Raw genomic sequence first — 19,163 nt, 5'->3', positions numbered from 1 at the left:
AGGGTCACTCCCCCGCGCGCACCCATCCCGAGGTGACCGACAGCACCCGTGAGCCGTCGAGATCGGCGAGCGACAGGCTCGCGAAGTGCGCTGCGGCATCCGATGTCTGCCAGCGGAACCGCGGCGCCGAGGTGGTCGCGGCCTCCACCACCGTCTTCGCCGCATCCCCCGCCGACTGCGCCGACGCGAAGGCCGTCGCTGTGCGGTCGAGGTACGCCTGCTGCTCCCGCGCGTAGGGGCCGGGCTCCGCACGATGCACGGAGTCGGTGAACGACGACGCGACCGCAGCGGGCTCGACGATCGCCACATCGACACCGAACGGCGCGACGACGGGGGCGAGCGACTGCATGAGCCCCTCGACGGCGAACTTCGCGGCGCAGTAGGCGTCGGCGAACGGCTGCCCCACCGCTCCCCCGACGCTGGTGACGGTGACGATCCGGCCGCGTCGGCGCTCGCGCATGCCGGGAAGCACGAGACGGGTCAGCCGGGCCACCGAGAGGTAGTTCGTCTCGAGCTGCTCCTGAAGGTCGGCGTCGCTCAGCTGCTCGAGCGTGCCCACGGCACCGCGGCCGGCGTTGTTGACGAGGATGTCGAGGGGACCCACCGCCTCGATCAGCGCCCGGGCGGCTGCGGCATCCGTCACCTCCAACGACCGGATGTCGAGCTCGACACCCGCCTCGGATGCCGCGGCGTGCAGGGCGTCGGCACGCGAGGCGTCGCGCACGGTGGCGATCACCTCGACGCCCGAGAGGGCGAGTCCGATGGCCGTGTGCAGGCCGATGCCGCTGGAGGTGCCGGTGACGAGAGCGAGGGTCATGACCTCATGGTGTCGCACGCACCCGTGCGGGAGCTATGGGGTGCCGGGCCACGACGTCGGTGATGCCCCCAGGTACGGATGTCAGGGTGAACCCGTGACGGATGCCTGGACGCTGCCGCTGTCGGATCGACGCCTGTTCTCCGCGCGCCGACTGATCGCCGTCGTGGCCGGGGTGTTGTCCCTCCCCGCAGCCGGCGTCGCCGTCGCGGTCATGCTGGTGCCGGCGCGCAGCGACGGCGTGGAGCAGGTGATCCTCGGGTCACTGCCCGGCGACGTGCTCGCCACGCGCAGCGTCGTGGCATCCATCGTCCTCCTCACCGTGCTTGTCATCGCCGTACCGGCACCCCGCTGGTGGCTCATGCTGCTCGTGCCGCTGAGGGTGGTCGGTATCGCCGCTTCGGTGCTCGGAGGTGTCGGCGCGGGGCTCGCCGACGACTCGGCCACGCCCATCGTGGCGGACGGATGCGAGACGGGGTACGTCGTCAATGAGAGCGCGTTCCTCTTCGCCGCGTCAGGTGAGGTGCTCCGCATGGACGGGGTGATCGGCTCCAGGGTCGCCCGCACGACGGTCGACGACGGCCACAAGCCGTTCCTGTCCCGGTCCTACCTGGCCGTCGCGGAGGGCGACACTCTGCAGGTGTGGCAGACGGTCGACAGCGTCTTCGAGTCACTGACCACTTCATCGGAGCCGGCGTTCGTCCTTCCCCGCCTCTCCTATCAGACGGGCTGCGGCCTCGCGGGTGGAGAACCGAGGGTCGCGCAGCCGCAGACGTTCGACGACGAGGGGGGCCCGCGTCAGAGCGTCGTCGGCGACTCCCGCGAGCAGGTGTCCCGTATGGCGACACTCACGGTCGAATCGGCGGTGGGGTCGGCGGTGGATGCCGCGGGTGCACCCATTCGCGTACCGTCCGCGTCCGAGCTGCCGTGCGATGGAACCACGGGCATCGATCTCGTCTTCGCGACCGACGACAACGAGTCCTCATACGCCGCCATTCTCGACGCGTGGAGTGCGGCCGGCTACGCCGCGGATCGCGCGATGCAGGAGGACATCCGCGACGACGGCACGGTGCGCCTGTCGGCCCGCGATCGGACGACGATCGACGGGATGCTGCACCTGCAGCTGGGCGGTGCGTGTCAGGTGCCGTGACGGACCTCGGATGCGACGCGGGCCGATTCCGCGCCGCGTGGGGCGGAGTCGAGATGGCGCTGCTCGCCGCAGGCCCGTACCCGACCACTCGATGACGACACCAGTCGGCTGCAGACTCCTCGGTCCCGTGACGGCATCCGGAGCAGCCGCCCCGCTCAGCCGCCCGGCGTCAGCTCCACCCACTGTCCGCCGAACTTCGCCGCACGGCCGTCGCCCGAGGAGGTACCCGCGAGGCGCCGACGCACCCAGGGGCCGACATGCTCGCGGTAGTATGCCGTGCCCTTCAGACGTTCCACCTCGGGAATCTCACGCAGATGCCACCACTCCCCCGGCGCGGTGAACCCGACCGCCTTGAGGACGCGGGCGGCGACACGATGGTGTCCGCGGGCGTTCATATGCAGGCGGTCCACCGACCAGAACTCCCCGCCCGCCAGATCGCGGTCGAACCAGTTGTACGCCGTGAGGACATCGGTCCGCGCCGCGATTCGCTGTTCGACCGCGCTCGACAGGCGGTCACCCCGCGTCTGCAGCACGCGTCCGAGCGGCAGACCCGCCGACGGGTTCGCACCCGAGAGCACGATGAGCTGCACTCCCTCTTCGTCGCAGCGGCGCAGCACGTGCTCGAAGATCCCGACGATGCGCTCCAGATCGGCGCGCGGGCGCAACATGTCGTTGCCTCCGCCGTTGAAGGACAGGTGCGTCGGCTTCAGCGCCAGCGCGGGTTCGAGCTGCTGCTCGACGATCGGTTCGATGAGCTTGCCGCGGATCGCCAGGTTGGCGTAGTGGATCGGCTCGCCCGCGGCATCCGCCCACCCCTGGGCAGCGAGGTCCGCCCACCCCCGCACGGTGCCGTCGGGCAGTTCGTCGCCGACTCCTTCGGTGAACGAGTCGCCGATCGCGACGTAGCGCACGGATGCCATGCGTCGAGCCTACGCGCGCCGTCACCGCCGCCGCGTCGAGGCCCCTGACTCCGGGGTGTGGGGCATATTCCTCGCTGCGGGGCGGCGGGTTCGCGCCGCGAACGGCGGAACGCGCCCCGGAACTCCGGCCACCGACGTCGGCTACGCGAGCGACCGCCCCCGCTGCTCGCGCAAGAACAGCGCCGCGATCACCGCGACGGCGAAGAACGCCGCGAACACGACGAACAACAGCTGCGCGCCACCGAGGCCCAGCAGCGGCGGAACCGCGAGAGGGGCGATGATCGACGCGATCCGTCCCACCCCGGCGGCCCAGCCGGCGCCGGTCGCGCGCAGCGCCGTGGGGTAGATCTCGGGGGTCGCGGCGTACAGCGCGCCCCAGGCGCCGAGGTTGAAGAACGACAGCATCATGCCCGTCGCGATCACGGCGAACTCGCCCGACGCGGTCCCGAAGAACACCGCGGCCACCGCCGAACCGGCGAGGAACGTGGCCAGCGTCGCGCGCCGACCCCACGCCTCGATGAGCCACGCCGCGACCGCGTACCCCGGCAGCTGGGCGAGCGTGATGATGAGGGTGAAGCCGAAGGAGCGCACGAGGTCGTAGCCCTGGGCCACGAGGATGGTCGGGATCCAGATGAACGCGCCGTAGTACGAGAAGTTCACGCAGAACCACAGCACCCACAGGCTGGCCGTGCGCGCGCGGAGCGCCGGCGCCCACAGCGCCCTCACCCTCGGACGGGCGGCCGCGGCGGATGCCGAGACGCCCTCCGTCGACGCTTCGAGGGCGACGCGACCGGCCGCCGCTTCCAGGTCGCGCACGATGATCACGGCCTCGGCGTTGCGTCCGCGCGAGGCGAGCCATCGCGGTGATTCGGGGAGTCCCCAGCGCACGATCAGCGCGTACACCGCAGGGATCGCGCCGAGCGCGAAGGCCCAGCGCCAGCCGTCCGCCGAAGCCGGGACGACGAAGTATCCGATCAGCGCGGCCGCGGTCCAGCCCACGGCCCAGAACGCCTCGAGGATCACGATGAGCCGCCCGCGCATGCGCGCCGGGGCGAACTCGCTCACGTAGGTCGAGGCGACGGGCAGTTCCGCGCCGAGGCCGAGCCCCACCACGAAGCGCAGCACGAGGAGGGCGGCGAGACCGCCGACGAGCGCGCTCGCCCCCGTCGCGAGACCGTAGACGAGCAGGGTCAGCGCGAAGACGTGGCGACGGCCGAAGCGATCGGCGAGCAGTCCCCCGACGCTGGCGCCGACGGCCATGCCGGCGAAACCCGCCGACGCGATCCACGACGCTTCGGTCGGTGCGAGCTGCCACTGCACGCTGAGCGCGGCGATGACGAACGAGATGAGCCCGACGTCCATGGCATCCAGTGCCCAGCCCAGACCCGACCCGCCCAGGATCCGCCCGTGCCGCCGCGTGAACGGCAGTGCATCGAGGCGTTCGGACACCCGGACGGTGTCGGTGGTCGTGGTCACCGGATGCCGGAGACGTGAGAAGCGACGCGCGCGTCGCTGTCGGCGAGCATCTCGTGCACCAGAGGCAGCACCCGCGTGCCGTACAGCTCGATGCTGGACATGAGACGGTCGTGCGAGATGGAGCCGCTGGCGATCTTCATCTGGAAGCGCGTGTTGCCCAGTGCCCGGACGGTCGTGACGATCTTGCGGGCGACGGTCTCGGGCGAGCCGATGTACATGGCACCCTCGGGGCCGACGTCCTGCTGGAAGCGCAGGCGGTTGTAGGCGGGCCAGCCGCGCTCGCGACCGATCGTGGTGTTCAACTCCGCGACGCCCTCGTAGGCCTCGTCCCACGCCTGTTGGTCGGTCTCGGCGATGTGGCCGGGAGAGTGCACCGAGATGGGCAGCTGGTCCTTGCCGAGTTCTTGCAGCGACCGACGGTACAGATCGGCGTAGGGGCGGAACCGTGCGGAGGAGCCGCCGATGATGGCGAGGACCAGGCCGTAGCCGTAACGAGCGGCGCGAACGACCGACTCCGGGGAACCGCCCACGCCGACCCACGCCGTCAGGCCCCTCTCGGTCTTCGGGTAGACGTCGGCCTCCTGGAGCCCTGCGCGCGTGCGACCCGCCCAGGTGACGGGCTTCTCGTCGAGCAGGAGCGAGAAGAGTTCGAGCTTCTCCTCGAACAGCTGCTCGTAGTCGGCGAGGTCGTAGCCGAAGAGAGAGAACGACTCGATGAACGACCCGCGTCCGAGGATCACTTCGGCGCGGCCGTTCGAGACGGCATCCAGCGTCGCGAAGCGCTCGTACACCCGCACGGGGTCATCGCTGGACAGCACCGTCACCGCGGTGCCGAGGTGGATGTCAGTGGTGCGGGCGGCGGCGGCGGCCAGCACGATCTCGGGGCTCGTGACGGCGAAGTCCTTGCGGTGGTGCTCCCCCACCCCGAAGAACGACAGGCCGACCTGATCGGCGAGCACCGCCTGTTCCACGACGTTGCGGATCGTCTGCGCGTCCGATTGCAGCGACCCGTCGGCGCCGCGCGAGATGTCTCCGAAGGTGTCGAGTCCGAGCTCGAGGGGACGATCGTCCATGGGGGTCTCCTTGCATTCGGATGAATGAACTTTACGCCACGGCGGAGTATTCCCCGCATCGCCGAGGGGCGCCGCCGAAGCGACGCCCCTCGGGGAGATCAACCGGATGCGAGGGCGGCACGCAACGTGTCGAGACCGACGCCGCCGATGTCGAGGGCGCGCGTGTGGAACTGCTTCATCGAGAAGTCGGTACCGCGACGCTCCTGCTCCTCGTCGCGCACCTGCTCCCAGATGCGCTGCCCCACCTTGTACGAGGGCGCCTGTCCGGGCCAGCCGAGGTAGCGGTTCACCTCGAACCGCACGAACTCCTCGCTCATGTTCACGTTCCTCAGCATGAAGGCCAGGGCGTAGTCGTGGTCCCAGGTGCCGCTGCCGTCGAGGCGGGGCTTCTGCAGGTGCACCCCGATGTCGAGCACGACCCGCGCTGCGCGCATGCGCTGCCCGTCGAGCATGCCGAGGCGGTCGGCGGGGTCGTCGAGGTAGCCGAGCTGCTCCATGAGGCGCTCGGCGTACAGCGCCCACCCCTCGGCGTGTCCGCTGGTGCCGGCGAGCAGACGACGCCACGAGTTGAGCTGGGCGCGGTTGTAGACCGCCTGGGCGATCTGCAGGTGATGACCCGGGACGCCCTCGTGGTACACGGTGGTGAGCTCGCGCCAGGTGTCGAAGGTGTCGACGCCGTCGGGCACCGACCACCACATGCGACCCGGACGCGAGAAGTCGTCGGTCGGCCCGGTGTAGTAGATCCCGCCTTCGTTGGTCGGGGCGATCATGCACTCGAGTTCGCGGATGGGCGCGGCGATGTCGAAGTGCGTGCGGCCGAGCTCCTCGACCGCCCGGTCGCTGGTGCGCTGCATCCACTCCTGCAGAGCCTCGGTGCCGCGGAGCTTGCGCGACTCGTCCTTCTCGAGGAACGCGACGGCCTCCTCCACCGTAGCGCCGGAGAGGATCTCGTCAGCGATCGCCTCCTGCTCGGCGACCATGCGCGAGAGTTCTTCGACACCCCAGTCGTAGGTCTCGTCGAGATCGATCTCCGCACCGAGGAATCGGCGGGAGTGCAGCGCGTACAGCTCGCGGCCGACGGCATCCTGGTCACCCGCGACCGGGGCCAGCTCCGACGACAGGAACTTCGCGAGAGCGTCGTAGGCGAGGCGGGCGGCGTTGGCGTTCGTCGAGAGGTCGCGAGCGAGGGATGCCGGCAGTTGACCCTCCTCGGGGGCCGCGTCGCCCACGAATTCGGCGAAGAATCCGGTGTCGGCGGTGTAGCGGGCAATCTGCGTGACGACCTCGCTCACCTGACGGCGAGCCGGGACGACGCCTTCGGAGATGCCGCGTCGGAGCGTTTCGACGTAACCGTCGATCGCGCCCGGAAGCGCTCCCAGCCGGGTGGAGATCGTCGCCCAGTCGTCGACCGTCGCGGTGGGCATGAGGTCGAAGGTCGCGCGGATGTCCTGCGCGGGTGAGGCGATCACGTTCAGGTCGCGGAGGTGCGTCTTGGCCTCGTGCTGTTCGACCATGAGGTCGAGCTCGCGTCCCAGGTCCATCTTCGTGACGGTGTCGATCGAATCGACCGCGTCGGCGGCATCGAGCGCGGCCCGGGTCGACCGCGCCTCGGCGATGAGGGCTTCGGCGCCCTCGGGGCTGTAGTCGCCGAAGCGACCGTTGTGTTCGAAGCGACCGATGTAGGTCGCCAGCGTCGGCTCGCGCTCTGCCAGGGTGTCCACCCACGCGTCGGCGATCGTGTCGATCGGCGTGGGTGTGCGTTGTGCGTCAGTCATCCTCCGAGCCTAGGCACCTCGCGACGGCAGTGCACACCCCCTTGGTCTCGCGGATGCGGGAACCACGCCATGACGACGGGGTCGTCGCTCGTGTCCTGCGAGGTCGGCTCGCCGATCCCGCCCATGAACCGCTCAGTGTCCCGCTTCGTCCCAATCGCCGCCGCGACCGATCTGCACGTCGAGCGGCACCGACAGCTCGGCGGCGTCGGCCATGCGCTCCCGCACGATCTGTTCCACCGCGTCCCACTCCCCCGGCGCGATCTCGACCACGAGTTCGTCATGGATCTGCAGCAGCACGCGGGAACGCAGCTGAGCGGATGCCAGGTCGTGACGGATACGGAACAGTGCGACCTTCATGATGTCGGCGGCACTGCCCTGGATCGGGGCATTGAGCGCCGCGCGCTCGGCGTTCTCGCGCAGGACGCGATTCATGCTCGTGAGGTCGGGGAACGGGCGGCGGCGGCCGAAGATGGTCTCGGTATAGCCGTCCTGGCGTGCTTGCTCGACCGAGCCGCGCAGATAGTCGCGCACGGCCCCGAACCGCGCGAAGTATTCGAGCATGAGCTTCTTCGCCTCGGACTGATCGATGCGCAGCTGCTTCGACAGCCCGAACGCCGACAGGCCGTACACGAGGCCGTACGACATCGCCTTGACCTTGGTGCGCATCGCCGGGGTGACCTCGGCCGGCTCGACGCCGAAGACGCGCGCGCCGACGAACCGGTGCAGGTCCTCACCCGACTGGAACGCCTCGATGAGCCCGGGGTCGCCGGACAGGTGCGCCATGATGCGCATCTCGATCTGCGAGTAGTCGGCGGTCAGAAGTGTCTCGTAGCCCTCGCCGACCTCGAACGCGGCGCGGATGCGACGGCTCTCCTCGGTGCGGATGGGGATGTTCTGCAGGTTCGGGTCGGTGCTCGAGAGGCGTCCGGTCTGGCTCCCGGTCTGCACGTAGGTGGTGTGGATGCGCCCATCTTCGCCCGTCGCGGTGTCGAGGGCGTCGATGATCTGCTTCAGCTTCGTCGCTTCACGGTGGCGCAGCAACAGGTCGAGGAAGGGATGGTCGGCGCTCTCCTGCAGGTCGGCGAGCGCAGCGGCATCCGTGGTGTAGCCGCTCTTGGTCTTGCGCGTCTTGGGGAGCTGCAGCTCGTCGAACAGCACCTCCTGCAGCTGCTTGGGCGAACCGAGATTCACCTCGTGCCCGATCGCGGCGTACGCGTCGCGGGCGAGCGCGTCGGCGCGGGCGCCGAGCTCCGACGAGAAACCGGCCAGCTTCTCGTGCGACACGGCGACGCCGGCCAGTTCCATGTCGGCCAGCGCGGTGAGCGTGGGCATCTCGATGTCGTCGAGCACCTCGGCCACGCGTTCCGGCATCTCGGCGCGCTGCGCCTCGGCGACGCGCCGCGTGAACCACGACAGCTGACCGGGGGTCGCGCCCTCGGTCTCGGGCACGAGCTGCGTCGGATCGGCGACGGGAAGCTTCTCGTCGAGGGCGCGCTCGACCAGATCGGCGAGCGTCTTGTCGGGGAAGCTCGGGCGGACCAGCCACCCCGCCAGGATCACATCGAACGCGACCCCGCCGACCTCCACGCCCTCGCGGGCCAGGGCCTTGATCTGCGGCTTGGCGTCGGCGAACACCTTCGGGGCATCGGATGCCAGCCACGCGGCCAACGCGTCGCGCACGGCCGGAGTCCAGTCGGCCTCGACCGCGGCCGACGCCGAGGCGAGCCCGATCTGCACCGGGGCTCCGCCCGCGAGGGTTACGGTGACGCCCACCGAGCCCTCCGCCGATGCCGCCCAGGCGGCGAGGGCGTCGGCGTCGAGGCGCGACGGAGTGGGGGCGCTGGCGGTGGGTCGTGCCTCTTCGGCATCGCCCGGGTCGGCACCGAACGCGTCGAAGACCCGCGGCAGCAGCGTGCGGAACTCCAGGCGCGCGAAGATGTCGCGCACGGCCTGCGCGTCGAGCGGCTTCACGGCCAGGTCTCCCGGCCCCACGGGCAGCTCGACGTCGCGCAGCAGCCGGTTCAGCGTGCGATTGCGCCGGACACCGTCGAGGTGCTCGCGCAGGTTGTTGCCGACCACGCCGGTGATCTTGTCGGCATTGTCGAGCAACGCCTCCAGCGACCCCCACTGCGTGAGCCACTTCACCGCGGTCTTCTCGCCCACCTTGGGGACGCCGGGCAGGTTGTCGCTCGTCTCGCCGACGAGGGCGGCGATCTCGGGATACTGCGCCGGCGGGAGTCCGTATTTCTCGACCACGGCGTCGGTGTCGTAGCGTTTCAGCTGCGACACCCCCTGCACGTTGGGGTAGAGCAGCGTGATGTCGTCGGTGACGAGTTGGATCGTGTCGCGGTCGCCGGAGCACACCAGCACCGTGAAGCCCTGCTGTTCGCCCTGGGTGGCGAGGGTGGCGAGGATGTCGTCGGCCTCGAAGTCCTCTTTCTTCAGCACCGGCACGCCCATGGCCTCGAGGCAGTCCTGCAGCAGCGGGATCTGGCCCTTGAACTCGGCGGGCGACTCGCTGCGGTTGGCCTTGTACTCGGCGTACTCGCGGGTGCGGAACGACTGTCGAGAGGTGTCGAACGCGACCGCCAGGTGGGTCGGCTTCTCGGCCTTCACCAGGTTGACGAACATCGACAGGAAGCCGTAGATGCCGTTGGTGTGCTGGCCGTCCTTCGTCGAGAAGTTGTCGACCGGCAGGGCGTAGAACGCCCGGTACGCCAGCGAATGGCCGTCGACGACGAGGAGAGTAGGCTTTTCGGCATCCGTCACCCCTCCAGCGTAACGAGAACCACGGACACTCCCCCGGCCCCGCCCCCACAGGGCGACGACAGGAAGGCGATGATGACGTCGACCTCAGACGACGACACCTCCGGCCTCGACTGGGCCAAGCTGCGCGGAATGGGCGCGCTCGCCGAGAAGATGGGCATCGAGTGGGTCGAGTTCACCGTCGAGCGGTGCGTCGCGACCATGCCGGTCGAGGGGAACACCCAGCCGGTCGGCCTGCTGCACGGCGGCGCTTACGTGGTGCTGGGCGAGTCCCTCGGGTCGATGGCGGCCAATCTCCACGCCGGCGCCGGGCGCCTGGCCGTCGGAATCGACATCAACGCCACGCACACCCGGTCCGCCACGTCGGGTGTCGTGACCGGTGTCTGCACGCCGATCCACCTCGGCCGGTCGCTCACGGTGCATGAGATCGCGGTCTCCGACGAGCAGGGCCGCCGATGCTCCACGATCCGCATCACGAACATGATCAAGGACGCCCCCGCGGCCTGACGCCCCGTGGCGTCCGGTGGCTTTGACAAGCTCAGTCACCTGTGTGCGTAGGATCCTGAGCCTGTCCAAGGGTACGGAGTCCATGCGGGTCTCGGTGGCTTCGACGGGCTCAGCCACCTGTGTGCGTAGGATCCTGAGCCTGTCCAAGGGTACGGAGCCCATGCGGGTCTCGGTGGCTTCGACGGGCTCAGCCACCTGTGTGCGTAGGTCCCTCAGCCTGTCGAAGGGTCCGGGGCCCAACGAAGAATGGATGCCACCGGAGTGGCATCCATTCTCGAAAAGGGCGGCGGTCAGGCCTTCTTGGGTGCCAACTGCTCGATGATGGCTTTCGCGACGTCCTGCATGGTGAGGCGGCGGTCCATCGAGGCCTTCTGGATCCAGCGGAACGCCTCGGGCTCGCTGAGGCCCATCTTCTCGTTGAGCAGGCCCTTGGCGCGGTCGACGAGCTTGCGGGTCTCGAAGCGCTCGACCATGTCGGCGACCTCGGCCTCGAGCGTGATGATCTGCTCGTAGCGGGCCAGGGCGATCTCGATCGCCGGCAGCAGATCGTTGGGCGTGAAGGGCTTGACGACGTAGGCGAGGGCACCCGCCTCGCTCGCGCGCTCGACGAGCTCCTTCTGGCTGAAGGCCGTCAGCAGCACGACGGGGGCGATGTGGTTCTTGCTCAGCTTCTCGGCGGCGCTGATGCCGTCGAGCTGCGGCATCTTGACGTCCATGATGACGAGGTCGGGACGCAGCTCGGTCGCCAGCTGCACCGCCGTCTCGCCGTCGCCCGCTTCGCCGACGACGTCGTAGCCGTTGTCGCGGAGGATCTCGACGATGTCGAGGCGGATGAGCGACTCGTCTTCCGCGACGACGACGCGGCGGGGAGCCGCGGGGGCGCTGCCGGTAACGGCTTCTTGATCAGTCACGGAACCATCCTAAGTCTGGAAGGGCGCCTAGCCCTGGGTCGCACGGGATGCTGTACGGGTACCGGTGGTGGGACTCGAACCCACACGTCTTGCGACAGAGCATTTTGAGTGCCCCGCGTCTGCCATTCCGCCACACCGGCAAGTGTTGCGCTCCCAACCTAGCGGGCGGGAGCGCGACGACGCGCGCCGGATCGACCGGCGCGCGTCGTCTGAGCTCAGACTTCCTGGTACCCGGGGGCCGCGCCGTGAACGGCATCGCCCACCCGGTGCACCCGCAAGTCGTTCGTCGAACCCGCGATTCCGGGAGGGGAACCCGAGATGACGACGACCTTGTCGCCGACCTTCGCGAGGTCGTTCGACAGCAGGTAGTCGTCGACCTGGAGGAACATCTTGTCGGTGTGCGACACGTGCTCCACCAGCGTCGAGCGAACACCCCACGTCAACGCCAGGCGACGACGGATGCCGGGCTCGGGCGTGAACGCGATCATCGGGATGGTCGAACGCAGGCGCGACATGCGGCGGGCCGAGTCTCCGGACTCGGTGAAGACGCACAGGTACTTCGCCTCGACGAAGTCGGCGACCTCGACCGCGGCGAGTGTGATCGCGCCGCCCTGGGTGCGGGGCTTGTTGGTCAGGGGCGCGATGCGCTCCAGGCCGTGCTCCTCGGTGGACTCCACGATGCGGGCCATCGTCTCGACGACCACCACCGGGAAGTCGCCGACGCTGGTCTCGCCCGAGAGCATGACCGCGTCGGCACCGTCGAGCACGGCGTTGGCGACGTCGGAGGTCTCGGCACGGGTGGGGACGGGGTTCGAGATCATCGACTCGAGCATCTGCGTCGCGACGATGACGGGCTTGGCCATGCGGCGGGCCAGCTCGACGGCGCGCTTCTGCACGATCGGCACGGCCTCCAGCGGAAGCTCGACGCCGAGGTCGCCACGGGCGACCATGATGCCGTCGAAGGCGTCGATGATCTCCTCGAGGTTGTCGACCGCCTGCGGCTTCTCGATCTTGGCGATGACGGGCACGTAGCGCCCCTCCTCGGCCATGATCTCGTGCACGCGCACGATGTCGGAGGCATCACGTACGAACGACAGCGCGATGAGGTCGGCTCCGGCCTTCAGACCCCAGCGGAGGTCGGCCTCGTCCTTCTCGCTCAGCGCGGGGACGTTGACCGCGACGCCGGGCAGGTTGATGCCCTTGTTGTTCGACACGGGGCCGCCGACGACGACCTCTGTGGTCACGACGGTGCCGTCGGTCTCGACGACGCGCACGCGCACCTTGCCGTCGTCGATCAGCAGGAAGTCGCCGGGCTTCACGTCGTGGGGCAGGCCCTTGAACGTGGTGCCGACGATCTCTTTCGTGCCGAGGATGTCCTCGATGGTGATCTTGAAGATGTCACCGGGCAGCAGGTCGTGGGGACCGTTCTCGAACTTGCCGAGGCGGATCTTGGGGCCCTGCAGGTCGACCAGGGCGGCGACCGGACGGCCGGCGTCCTCCGCGGCCTTGCGCACATTGGCGAAGTTGGCGTCGTGCACGGAGTAGTCTCCGTGGCTCAGGTTGAGGCGGGCGACGTCCACCCCGGCGTCGATGATGGCGCGAACCATCTCATACGACGACGTGGCGGGCCCGAGTGTTGCGACGATCTTGGCGCGTCTCATCCGTTTTCAAGCTCCGTGAGGATTTTCGGGAAGTGGCCGATCGGCCCTTGCCAGCTTAGGCGGGCAGGAGGCCGATGGCGACATCGGTGGGGCGCACCGGTGCGGGCAGCACCGTCTCGCCCATGAGGAACGTGTCGACCTCGGCGGCGGCGGCGCGGCCCTCGGCGATGGCCCACACGATGAGGGACTGTCCGCGACCGGCGTCGCCCGCGACGAACACGCCCGGCGTGGTCGTCGCGTAGGTGGCATCGCGCTCGACGTTTCCGCGCCCGGTGAACTGCGTGCCGAGCTGGTCTTCGAGGTGCTCGCGCTCGGGACCGGTGAAGCCCATCGCGATGAGCACCAGGTCGGCCGGGATCTCGCGCTCGGTGCCGCTCTTGGGCACGCGGCGACCGTCGAGGTACTCCGTCTCGGCGACGCGCAGGGCGCGCACCTCGCCAGCGGCGTTGCCGAGGAACTCCACGGTGGAGGCGAGGAACGAACGCTCCCCGCCCTCTTCGTGCGCCGAGGCCATCTCGAACAGGTTCGGCATCATCGGCCAGGGCTGCTCGGCGGGACGCTCCGACGGCGGCTGCTTGCCGATCGCGAGGTTCGTCACGCTCAAGGCGCCCTGGCGGTGCGCGGTACCGATGCAGTCGGCTCCGGTGTCGCCGCCGCCGATGACGACGACGTGCTTGCCCGCGGCGCTGATCTGCTGGGGGACCTGATCGCCCGCGACCGCCTTGTTGCCCTCGATGAGGTACTCCATGGCGTAGTGGACGCCGTCGAGGTCGCGGCCCGGGATGGCGAGGTCGCGCGGCACGGTGGCGCCGGTGGCCACCACGACCGCGTCGTAGCGCGCCCGCAGGTCGCTCCACGAGATGTCTTTGCCGATCTCGACGCCCGCGCGGAAGCGCGTTCCCTCCGCCTGCATCTGGCGCAGGCGCAGCTCGAGGTGGCGCTTCTCCATCTTGAAGTCGGGGATGCCGTATCGCATGAGTCCGCCGATGCGGTCGTCGCGCTCGAACACCGCCACCGTGTGGCCGGCGCGCGTGAGCTGCTGGGCCGCCGCGAGGCCGGCGGGACCGGAGCCCACGACGGCGACGGTCTTGCCGGTCAGTCGCTCCGGCGGCTCGGGCTCGACCCAGCCGTTCGCGAACGCCTCGTCGATGATCGAGACCTCGACCTGCTTAATGGTCACGGCCGGCTGGTTGATGCCGAGCACGCAGGAACTCTCGCAGGGAGCGGGGCACAGGCGTCCGGTGAACTCCGGGAAATTGTTCGTCGCGTGCAGACGCTCGATCGCGGCTCGCCCCTCACCGCGCCAGGTCAGGTCGTTCCACTCCGGGATGAGGTTGCCGAGCGGGCATCCCTTGTGGCAGAACGGGATGCCGCAATCCATGCACCGACCGGCCTGGCGGCGGATGACGGCCGAATCGCCCGGCTCGTACACCTCTTTCCAGTCCATGATGCGCACGGGCACCGGTCGACGCTTCGGGAGCTCGCGCTCCGTGGTCTTGAGAAAGCCCTTCGGGTCAGCCACCCGTCACCTCCAGAATGCGCTTCCAGACGACGTCGCCGTCGGGGTCCAGCCCCTCCGACATCGCCTCCTGGCGGGTCTGCAGCACGGCGGCGTAGTCGCGTGGCAGCACCCGGACGAAGTTGTCCACCTCGGTCTCGAAGTCGTCGAGCAGACGACGGGCGAGGGTGGAATCGGTCTCCGCGACGTGCTTTGCGAGCAGGTCGCGCAGGATCTCGGCATCCCCGGATCCGAGGGGGCCGAGCTCGAGTTCGCCGGATGCCATGGCATCGCGGTTCACGAGGTTCCGGTCGAGCCGGTAGACGTAGGCCTGTCCACCCGACATGCCGGCGCCGAGGTTGCGGCCCGTGGCACCGAGGATGACCGCGAGACCACCGGTCATGTACTCGAGAGCGTGGTCGCCCACGCCCTCGACGACCGCCGTGGCGCCGGAATTGCGCACGAGGAAGCGCTCGCCCACGACACCGTTCAGGAACATCTGTCCCTGCGTGGCGCCGTAGCCGATGACGTTTCCGGCGATGACGTTCTCGGAGGCCGCGAACGTCGACCCGCGCGGCGGGCGCACGACGATCGTGCCGCCCGACAGCCCCTTGCCGACGTAGTCGTTCGAGTCGCCCTCGAGGCGCAGCGTGATTCCCGCGGGCATGAACGCGCCGAACGACTGCCCGGCCGATCCGGTCAGGCGCACGTCGATCGAGTTCTCGGGCAGGCCGTGCTCGCCCCGCGCCTTCGTGACGTGGTGTCCGAGCATCGTCCCCACGGCACGCGCGGTGTTGCGGATGGGCAGATCGATCGTGAGCTGACCGCCGTGAGCGATGACGTCCTGCGCGCGCTCGATGAGCTGCACGTCGAAGTGATCCTCGAGCTCGTGGTTCTGGTTACGGCCGTGACGGCGAGGTTCGTCGTCCGCGAAGCGGGGTCCCTCGAGGATCGGCGCGAGGTTGAGCCCGCGCGCCTTCCAGTGCTGGATCGCCTCGTTGGCGTCGAGCAGCTCGGCGTGGCCGACGATCTCATCGATCGAGCGGTAGCCGAGCGCGGCGAGGTACTCGCGTACCTCCTGGGCGATGAACTCCATGAAGTTGACGATGTACTCGGCCTTGCCGGTGAAGCGCTGGCGCAGCACGGGGTTCTGCGTCGCGACGCCCACGGGGCACGTGTCGAGGTGGCAGACGCGCATCATGATGCAGCCCGAGACCACCAGCGGAGCGGTGGCGAAGCCGAACTCCTCGGCCCCGAGCAGCGCACCGATGATCACGTCGCGACCGGTCTTCATCTGACCGTCGACCTGCACGACCACGCGATCGCGCATGCCGTTGAGCATGAGCGTCTGCTGCGTCTCGGCGAGGCCCAGCTCCCACGGGGTGCCGGCGTGCTTGAGCGAGTTCATGGGGCTCGCGCCCGTACCGCCGTCCTGACCGGAGACCAGGATGACGTCGCTCAGCGCCTTGGCGACACCGGCGGCGACCGCACCGATACCCGACTGGCTGACCAGCTTGGTGTGGATGCGGGCCGAGGGGTTGGCGCGCTTGAGGTCGAAGATGAGCTGCTTGAGGTCTTCGATCGAGTAGATGTCGTGGTGCGGCGGCGGCGAGATGAGGCCCACGCCCGCGGTCGCGTGGCGTGTGCGGGCCACCCACGGGTAGACCTTGGTCGGCGGCAGCTGACCGCCCTCGCCGGGCTTGGCGCCCTGAGCGAGTTTGATCTGGATGTCGTCGGCCTCGGTGAGGTACAGGCTCGTCACCCCGAAGCGACCGGATGCCACCTGCTTGATGGCGCTGCGCCGGGTGGGGTCGAGCAGACGGTCGACGTCTTCCCCGCCCTCACCGGTGTTGCTCTTGCCGCCGATCTGGTTCATCGCCACCGCGAGGACCTCGTGCGCCTCTTTCGAGATCGAGCCGTAGCTCATCGCACCGGTCGAGAAGCGCTTGACGATGGCAGAGACCGGCTCGACCTCGTCGATCGGCACGGCGGGGCGGGTGCCCGTGCGCAGACCGAACAGTCCGCGCAGCGTCTTGAGCTCGTGCGCCTGGTCGTCGATCAGCTGCGTGTACTCGCGGAAGATGTCGTATCGGCGCTCGCGCGTGGCGTGCTGCAGACGGAACACCGTGTCGGGATTGAACAGGTGCGGGGCGCCGTCGCGACGCCACTGGTACTCGCCACCGGTCCACAGGCGCTCGTGCGCCCGAGCTGCGGCATCTTGCGGGTAGGCGTACTCGTGGCGAGCGGCGTTCTCGGCGGCGATGATGTCGAGCCCGACACCACCGAGCTTGGACTCGGTGCCGGTGAAGTAGGCCTCGACGAAGTCGCGCGACAGCCCCACGGCCTCGAACACCTGGGCGCCGGCGTACGACGACACGGTCGAGATGCCCATCTTCGACATGATCTTCAGCACGCCCTTGCCGAGCGCGTAGATCAGGTTCTTGACGGCCTTCTCCGGCGTGATGTCGCTGATGAAGCCGGCGCGCACGAGGTACTCGACGGTCTCCATCGCGAGGTACGGGTTCACCGCGGAGGCGCCGTATCCGATGAGGGTGGCGACGTGGTGCACTTCGCGCACGTCGCCGGCCTCGACCACCAGGCCGACCTTCATGCGGGTCTCTTTGCGGATGAGGTGGTGATGCACCGCCGCGAGCATGAGCAGCGACGGGATCGGCGCCAGGTCTTTGTTGGAGTCGCGGTCGCTCAGCACGATGAACTCGGCGCCGTCTTCGATGGCGGCGTCGACCTCGGAGCACATCTGCACCAGGCGCTTCTGCAGCCCCTTGTGACCGGCCTCGACGCGATACAGGCCGCGGACGGTCACCGACGATCGGCCCGGAAGCGCGGTGTCGATGTGCTGGATCTTGGCGAGCTCGTCGTTGTCGATCACGGGGAAGTCGAGCGTCACCGTACGGGTGTGGTCGGGCCCCCAGTCGAGGAGGTTGCGCTCGGGACCGAGGCCCAGGGAGAGCGACGTGACGACCTCTTCGCGGATGGAGTCGAGCGGCGGGTTGGTCACCTGCGCGAACTGCTGCGAGAAGTAGTCGAACAGCAGGCGCGGACGGTCGCTGAGCACCGCGACGGGAGCGTCGCTGCCCATGGCGCCGAGCGGCTCGGCCCCACCCTGACCCATGGGGGTGAGCAGGATGCGCACCTCTTCTTCGGTGTAGCCGAAGGTGCGCTGGCGGCGGGTGATCGAGGCGATGGGGTGCACGATGTGCTCACGCTCGGGGAGCTCGCTGAGCTTCACGCGGCCCTTCTCGACCCACTCGCCCCACGGCTGGAGCGCAGCCAGGTCGGCCTTGATCTCCTCGTCCTCGACGATGCGGCGCTGGGCCGTGTCGACGAGGAACATGCGGCCCGGCTGCAGTCGACCGCGCCGCTTGATGCGCTCGGGCGCGAAGTCGAGCACACCGGTCTCGGACCCGATGACGACGAGGCCGTCGGTCGTCTCGGTCCAGCGCCCGGGGCGCAGGCCGTTGCGGTCGAGGGTCGCGCCCACGAGCGTGCCGTCGGTGAAGATCAGGGCGGCGGGACCGTCCCACGGCTCCATCTGCATGGAGTGGTAGTCGTAGAAGGCGCGCAGGGCGGGGTCGATCGTCGCCTGCTTCTCGTACGCCTCGGGGACCATCATCATGATCGCGTGCGGAAGGCTGCGCCCGGTGAGGGTCAGCAGCTCGAGGACCTCGTCGAAGGATGCCGAGTCGCTGGCGCCCTCGGTGCAGATCGGCAGCAGCGGACGCACGTCGCCGATCAAATGGGACTCCAGCTGCGACTGGCGGGCGCGCATCCAGTTGCGGTTGCCCTTGACGGTGTTGATCTCGCCGTTGTGCGCGAGCATGCGCAGCGGCTGCGCGAGCGGCCACGACGGGAACGTGTTGGTCGAGTAGCGCGAGTGCACCACGGCGAGCTCGGAGGCGAAACGTTCGTCCGACAGGTCGGGGTAGAACGGCTCGAGCTGGAGGGTCGTGACCATGCCCTTGTAGCCGAGCGTACGGCTCGACAGCGACACGAAGTAGGCGTCGATCTCGTGACGTGCGCGCTTGCGCAAGCGGTACACGCGGCGATCCAGCGCGATGCCCGACAGCGCCGGCTGTTCGCCCACGGCCGGGCGCGCGACGAACAGCTGCTCGAAGGCGGGTCGCGCCTCGTAGGCGAGTTTGCCGAGGTTCTCGTGCTCGACGGGGACCTCGCGCCAGCCGAGCACCTCGAGGTTCTCGTGACGCGCGATCTCTTCGATGCCCGCCTTCATCGCGGTGCGTTCGTCGTGCCCGAGCGGCAGGAACACCATGCCGGCGGCGTACTCCCCCACCGGGGGCAGGTCGAAGTCGACGACGGCGCGCAGGAACGCGTCGGGCATCTGCGTCAGGATGCCGGCACCGTCGCCGGTGCCCGCGTCGGAGCCGATGGCGCCGCGGTGCTCGAGGTTGCGCAGTGCCGTCAGCGCCAGGTCGATGATGTCGTGACCGGCTTCGCCGCGGAGAGTGGCGACCATGGCGAGGCCACAGGCGTCTTTCTCGAACGACGGGTCGTACATTCCCTGTCGGGCCGGGAATGAGCCTCCGACGGTGTCGGAACGCAGGCTGGAAGCCATATCAACCGTCCTCACGTT

Annotated in this window: 12 protein-coding genes and 1 tRNA gene; 2 read left to right on the top strand and 11 right to left on the bottom strand. The window is 69.2% G+C overall.

The genetic code is table 11. From position 1 onward, the window contains the following. Positions 1 to 4: 4 nt before the first annotated feature. The gene (locus tag ACTJJP_RS03125; RefSeq protein ID WP_440773568.1) at positions 5 to 817 is read right to left on the bottom strand and encodes an SDR family NAD(P)-dependent oxidoreductase; all 813 of its coding nucleotides are present in this window, start codon (positions 815 to 817) and stop codon (positions 5 to 7) included. 94 nt (positions 818 to 911) lie between these two features. On the opposite strand from ACTJJP_RS03125, the gene ACTJJP_RS03120 reads away from it, so the two are divergent. Next, the gene (locus ACTJJP_RS03120; protein WP_440773567.1) at positions 912 to 1,964 is read left to right on the top strand and encodes a hypothetical protein; all 1,053 of its coding nucleotides are present in this window, start codon (positions 912 to 914) and stop codon (positions 1,962 to 1,964) included. A 155-nt stretch (positions 1,965 to 2,119) separates the two neighbouring features. On the opposite strand, the gene ACTJJP_RS03115 is transcribed toward ACTJJP_RS03120, so the two are convergent. From ACTJJP_RS03115 to polA, 5 genes are all read right to left on the bottom strand, one after another. Then, positions 2,120 to 2,884 carry an SGNH/GDSL hydrolase family protein gene (locus ACTJJP_RS03115; protein ID WP_440773566.1) on the bottom strand — a complete coding sequence of 255 codons (765 nt, stop codon included), beginning with the start codon at positions 2,882 to 2,884 and terminating at the stop codon, positions 2,120 to 2,122. A 141-nt stretch (positions 2,885 to 3,025) separates the two neighbouring features. Next, on the bottom strand, positions 3,026 to 4,360 hold the full coding sequence (locus tag ACTJJP_RS03110) for an MFS transporter (protein WP_440773565.1): 1,335 nt from the start codon (positions 4,358 to 4,360) through the stop codon (positions 3,026 to 3,028). Further along, positions 4,357 to 5,433, bottom strand: coding sequence for an LLM class flavin-dependent oxidoreductase (locus tag ACTJJP_RS03105; protein WP_440773564.1), 1,077 nt, complete (start codon positions 5,431 to 5,433; stop codon positions 4,357 to 4,359). Before ACTJJP_RS03105 ends, ACTJJP_RS03110 begins: the two co-directional genes overlap by 4 nt. A 98-nt stretch (positions 5,434 to 5,531) precedes the next feature. Continuing rightward, entirely contained in the window at positions 5,532 to 7,208 is a 1,677-nt protein-coding gene (locus ACTJJP_RS03100) for a DUF885 domain-containing protein (RefSeq protein WP_440773563.1), read from the bottom strand. A 132-nt stretch (positions 7,209 to 7,340) separates the two neighbouring features. Then, on the bottom strand, positions 7,341 to 9,977 hold the full coding sequence (gene polA, locus ACTJJP_RS03095) for a DNA polymerase I (RefSeq protein ID WP_440773562.1): 2,637 nt from the start codon (positions 9,975 to 9,977) through the stop codon (positions 7,341 to 7,343). Between the two features lie 72 nt (positions 9,978 to 10,049). On the opposite strand from polA, the gene ACTJJP_RS03090 reads away from it, so the two are divergent. Further along, on the top strand, positions 10,050 to 10,481 hold the full coding sequence (locus ACTJJP_RS03090) for a hotdog fold thioesterase (RefSeq protein ID WP_440773561.1): 432 nt from the start codon (positions 10,050 to 10,052) through the stop codon (positions 10,479 to 10,481). 290 nt (positions 10,482 to 10,771) lie between these two features. Here ACTJJP_RS03090 and ACTJJP_RS03085 read toward each other — a convergent pair whose 3' ends face one another. The 5 genes from ACTJJP_RS03085 to gltB all read right to left on the bottom strand — a co-directional run bounded on the left by ACTJJP_RS03085 (position 10,772) and on the right by gltB (position 19,145). Further along, a complete protein-coding gene (locus tag ACTJJP_RS03085) occupies positions 10,772 to 11,392 on the bottom strand; it encodes an ANTAR domain-containing response regulator (RefSeq protein WP_055954901.1) in 621 nt (206 codons plus the stop codon). A 59-nt stretch (positions 11,393 to 11,451) separates the two neighbouring features. Continuing rightward, positions 11,452 to 11,532, bottom strand: a tRNA-Leu gene (locus ACTJJP_RS03080). A gap of 75 nt (positions 11,533 to 11,607) precedes the next feature. Beyond that, positions 11,608 to 13,053 carry a pyruvate kinase gene (gene pyk / locus ACTJJP_RS03075; protein ID WP_440773560.1) on the bottom strand — a complete coding sequence of 482 codons (1,446 nt, stop codon included), beginning with the start codon at positions 13,051 to 13,053 and terminating at the stop codon, positions 11,608 to 11,610. 55 nt (positions 13,054 to 13,108) lie between these two features. Then, complete coding sequence (locus ACTJJP_RS03070) at positions 13,109 to 14,575, bottom strand: glutamate synthase subunit beta (protein ID WP_440773559.1); 1,467 nt, start codon at positions 14,573 to 14,575, stop codon at positions 13,109 to 13,111. Next, entirely contained in the window at positions 14,568 to 19,145 is a 4,578-nt protein-coding gene (gltB, locus tag ACTJJP_RS03065) for a glutamate synthase large subunit (RefSeq protein ID WP_440773558.1), read from the bottom strand. Before gltB ends, ACTJJP_RS03070 begins: the two co-directional genes overlap by 8 nt. Positions 19,146 to 19,163: the final 18 nt, after the last annotated feature.

This window comes from Microbacterium sp. 22296, assembly GCF_052045385.1.
Taxonomy (GTDB): domain Bacteria; phylum Actinomycetota; class Actinomycetes; order Actinomycetales; family Microbacteriaceae; genus Microbacterium.
Note: the sequence above shows the minus strand (reverse complement) of the source record. Positions and strands in the feature narration are given on the sequence as shown.

Excerpts from the sequence above, each read along its gene's own strand:
- ACTJJP_RS03100 (WP_440773563.1), bottom strand. The coding sequence starts at position 7,208 with ATGACTGACGCACAACGCACACCCACGCCGATCGACACGATCGCCGAC.
- ACTJJP_RS03115 (WP_440773566.1), bottom strand. The coding sequence starts at position 2,884 with ATGGCATCCGTGCGCTACGTCGCGATCGGCGACTCGTTCACCGAAGGA.
- gltB (WP_440773558.1), bottom strand. The coding sequence starts at position 19,145 with ATGGCTTCCAGCCTGCGTTCCGACACCGTCGGAGGCTCATTCCCGGCC.
- ACTJJP_RS03105 (WP_440773564.1), bottom strand. The coding sequence starts at position 5,433 with ATGGACGATCGTCCCCTCGAGCTCGGACTCGACACCTTCGGAGACATC.
- ACTJJP_RS03090 (WP_440773561.1), top strand. The coding sequence starts at position 10,050 with ATGACGTCGACCTCAGACGACGACACCTCCGGCCTCGACTGGGCCAAG.
- ACTJJP_RS03125 (WP_440773568.1), bottom strand. The coding sequence starts at position 817 with ATGACCCTCGCTCTCGTCACCGGCACCTCCAGCGGCATCGGCCTGCAC.
- pyk (WP_440773560.1), bottom strand. The coding sequence starts at position 13,053 with ATGAGACGCGCCAAGATCGTCGCAACACTCGGGCCCGCCACGTCGTCG.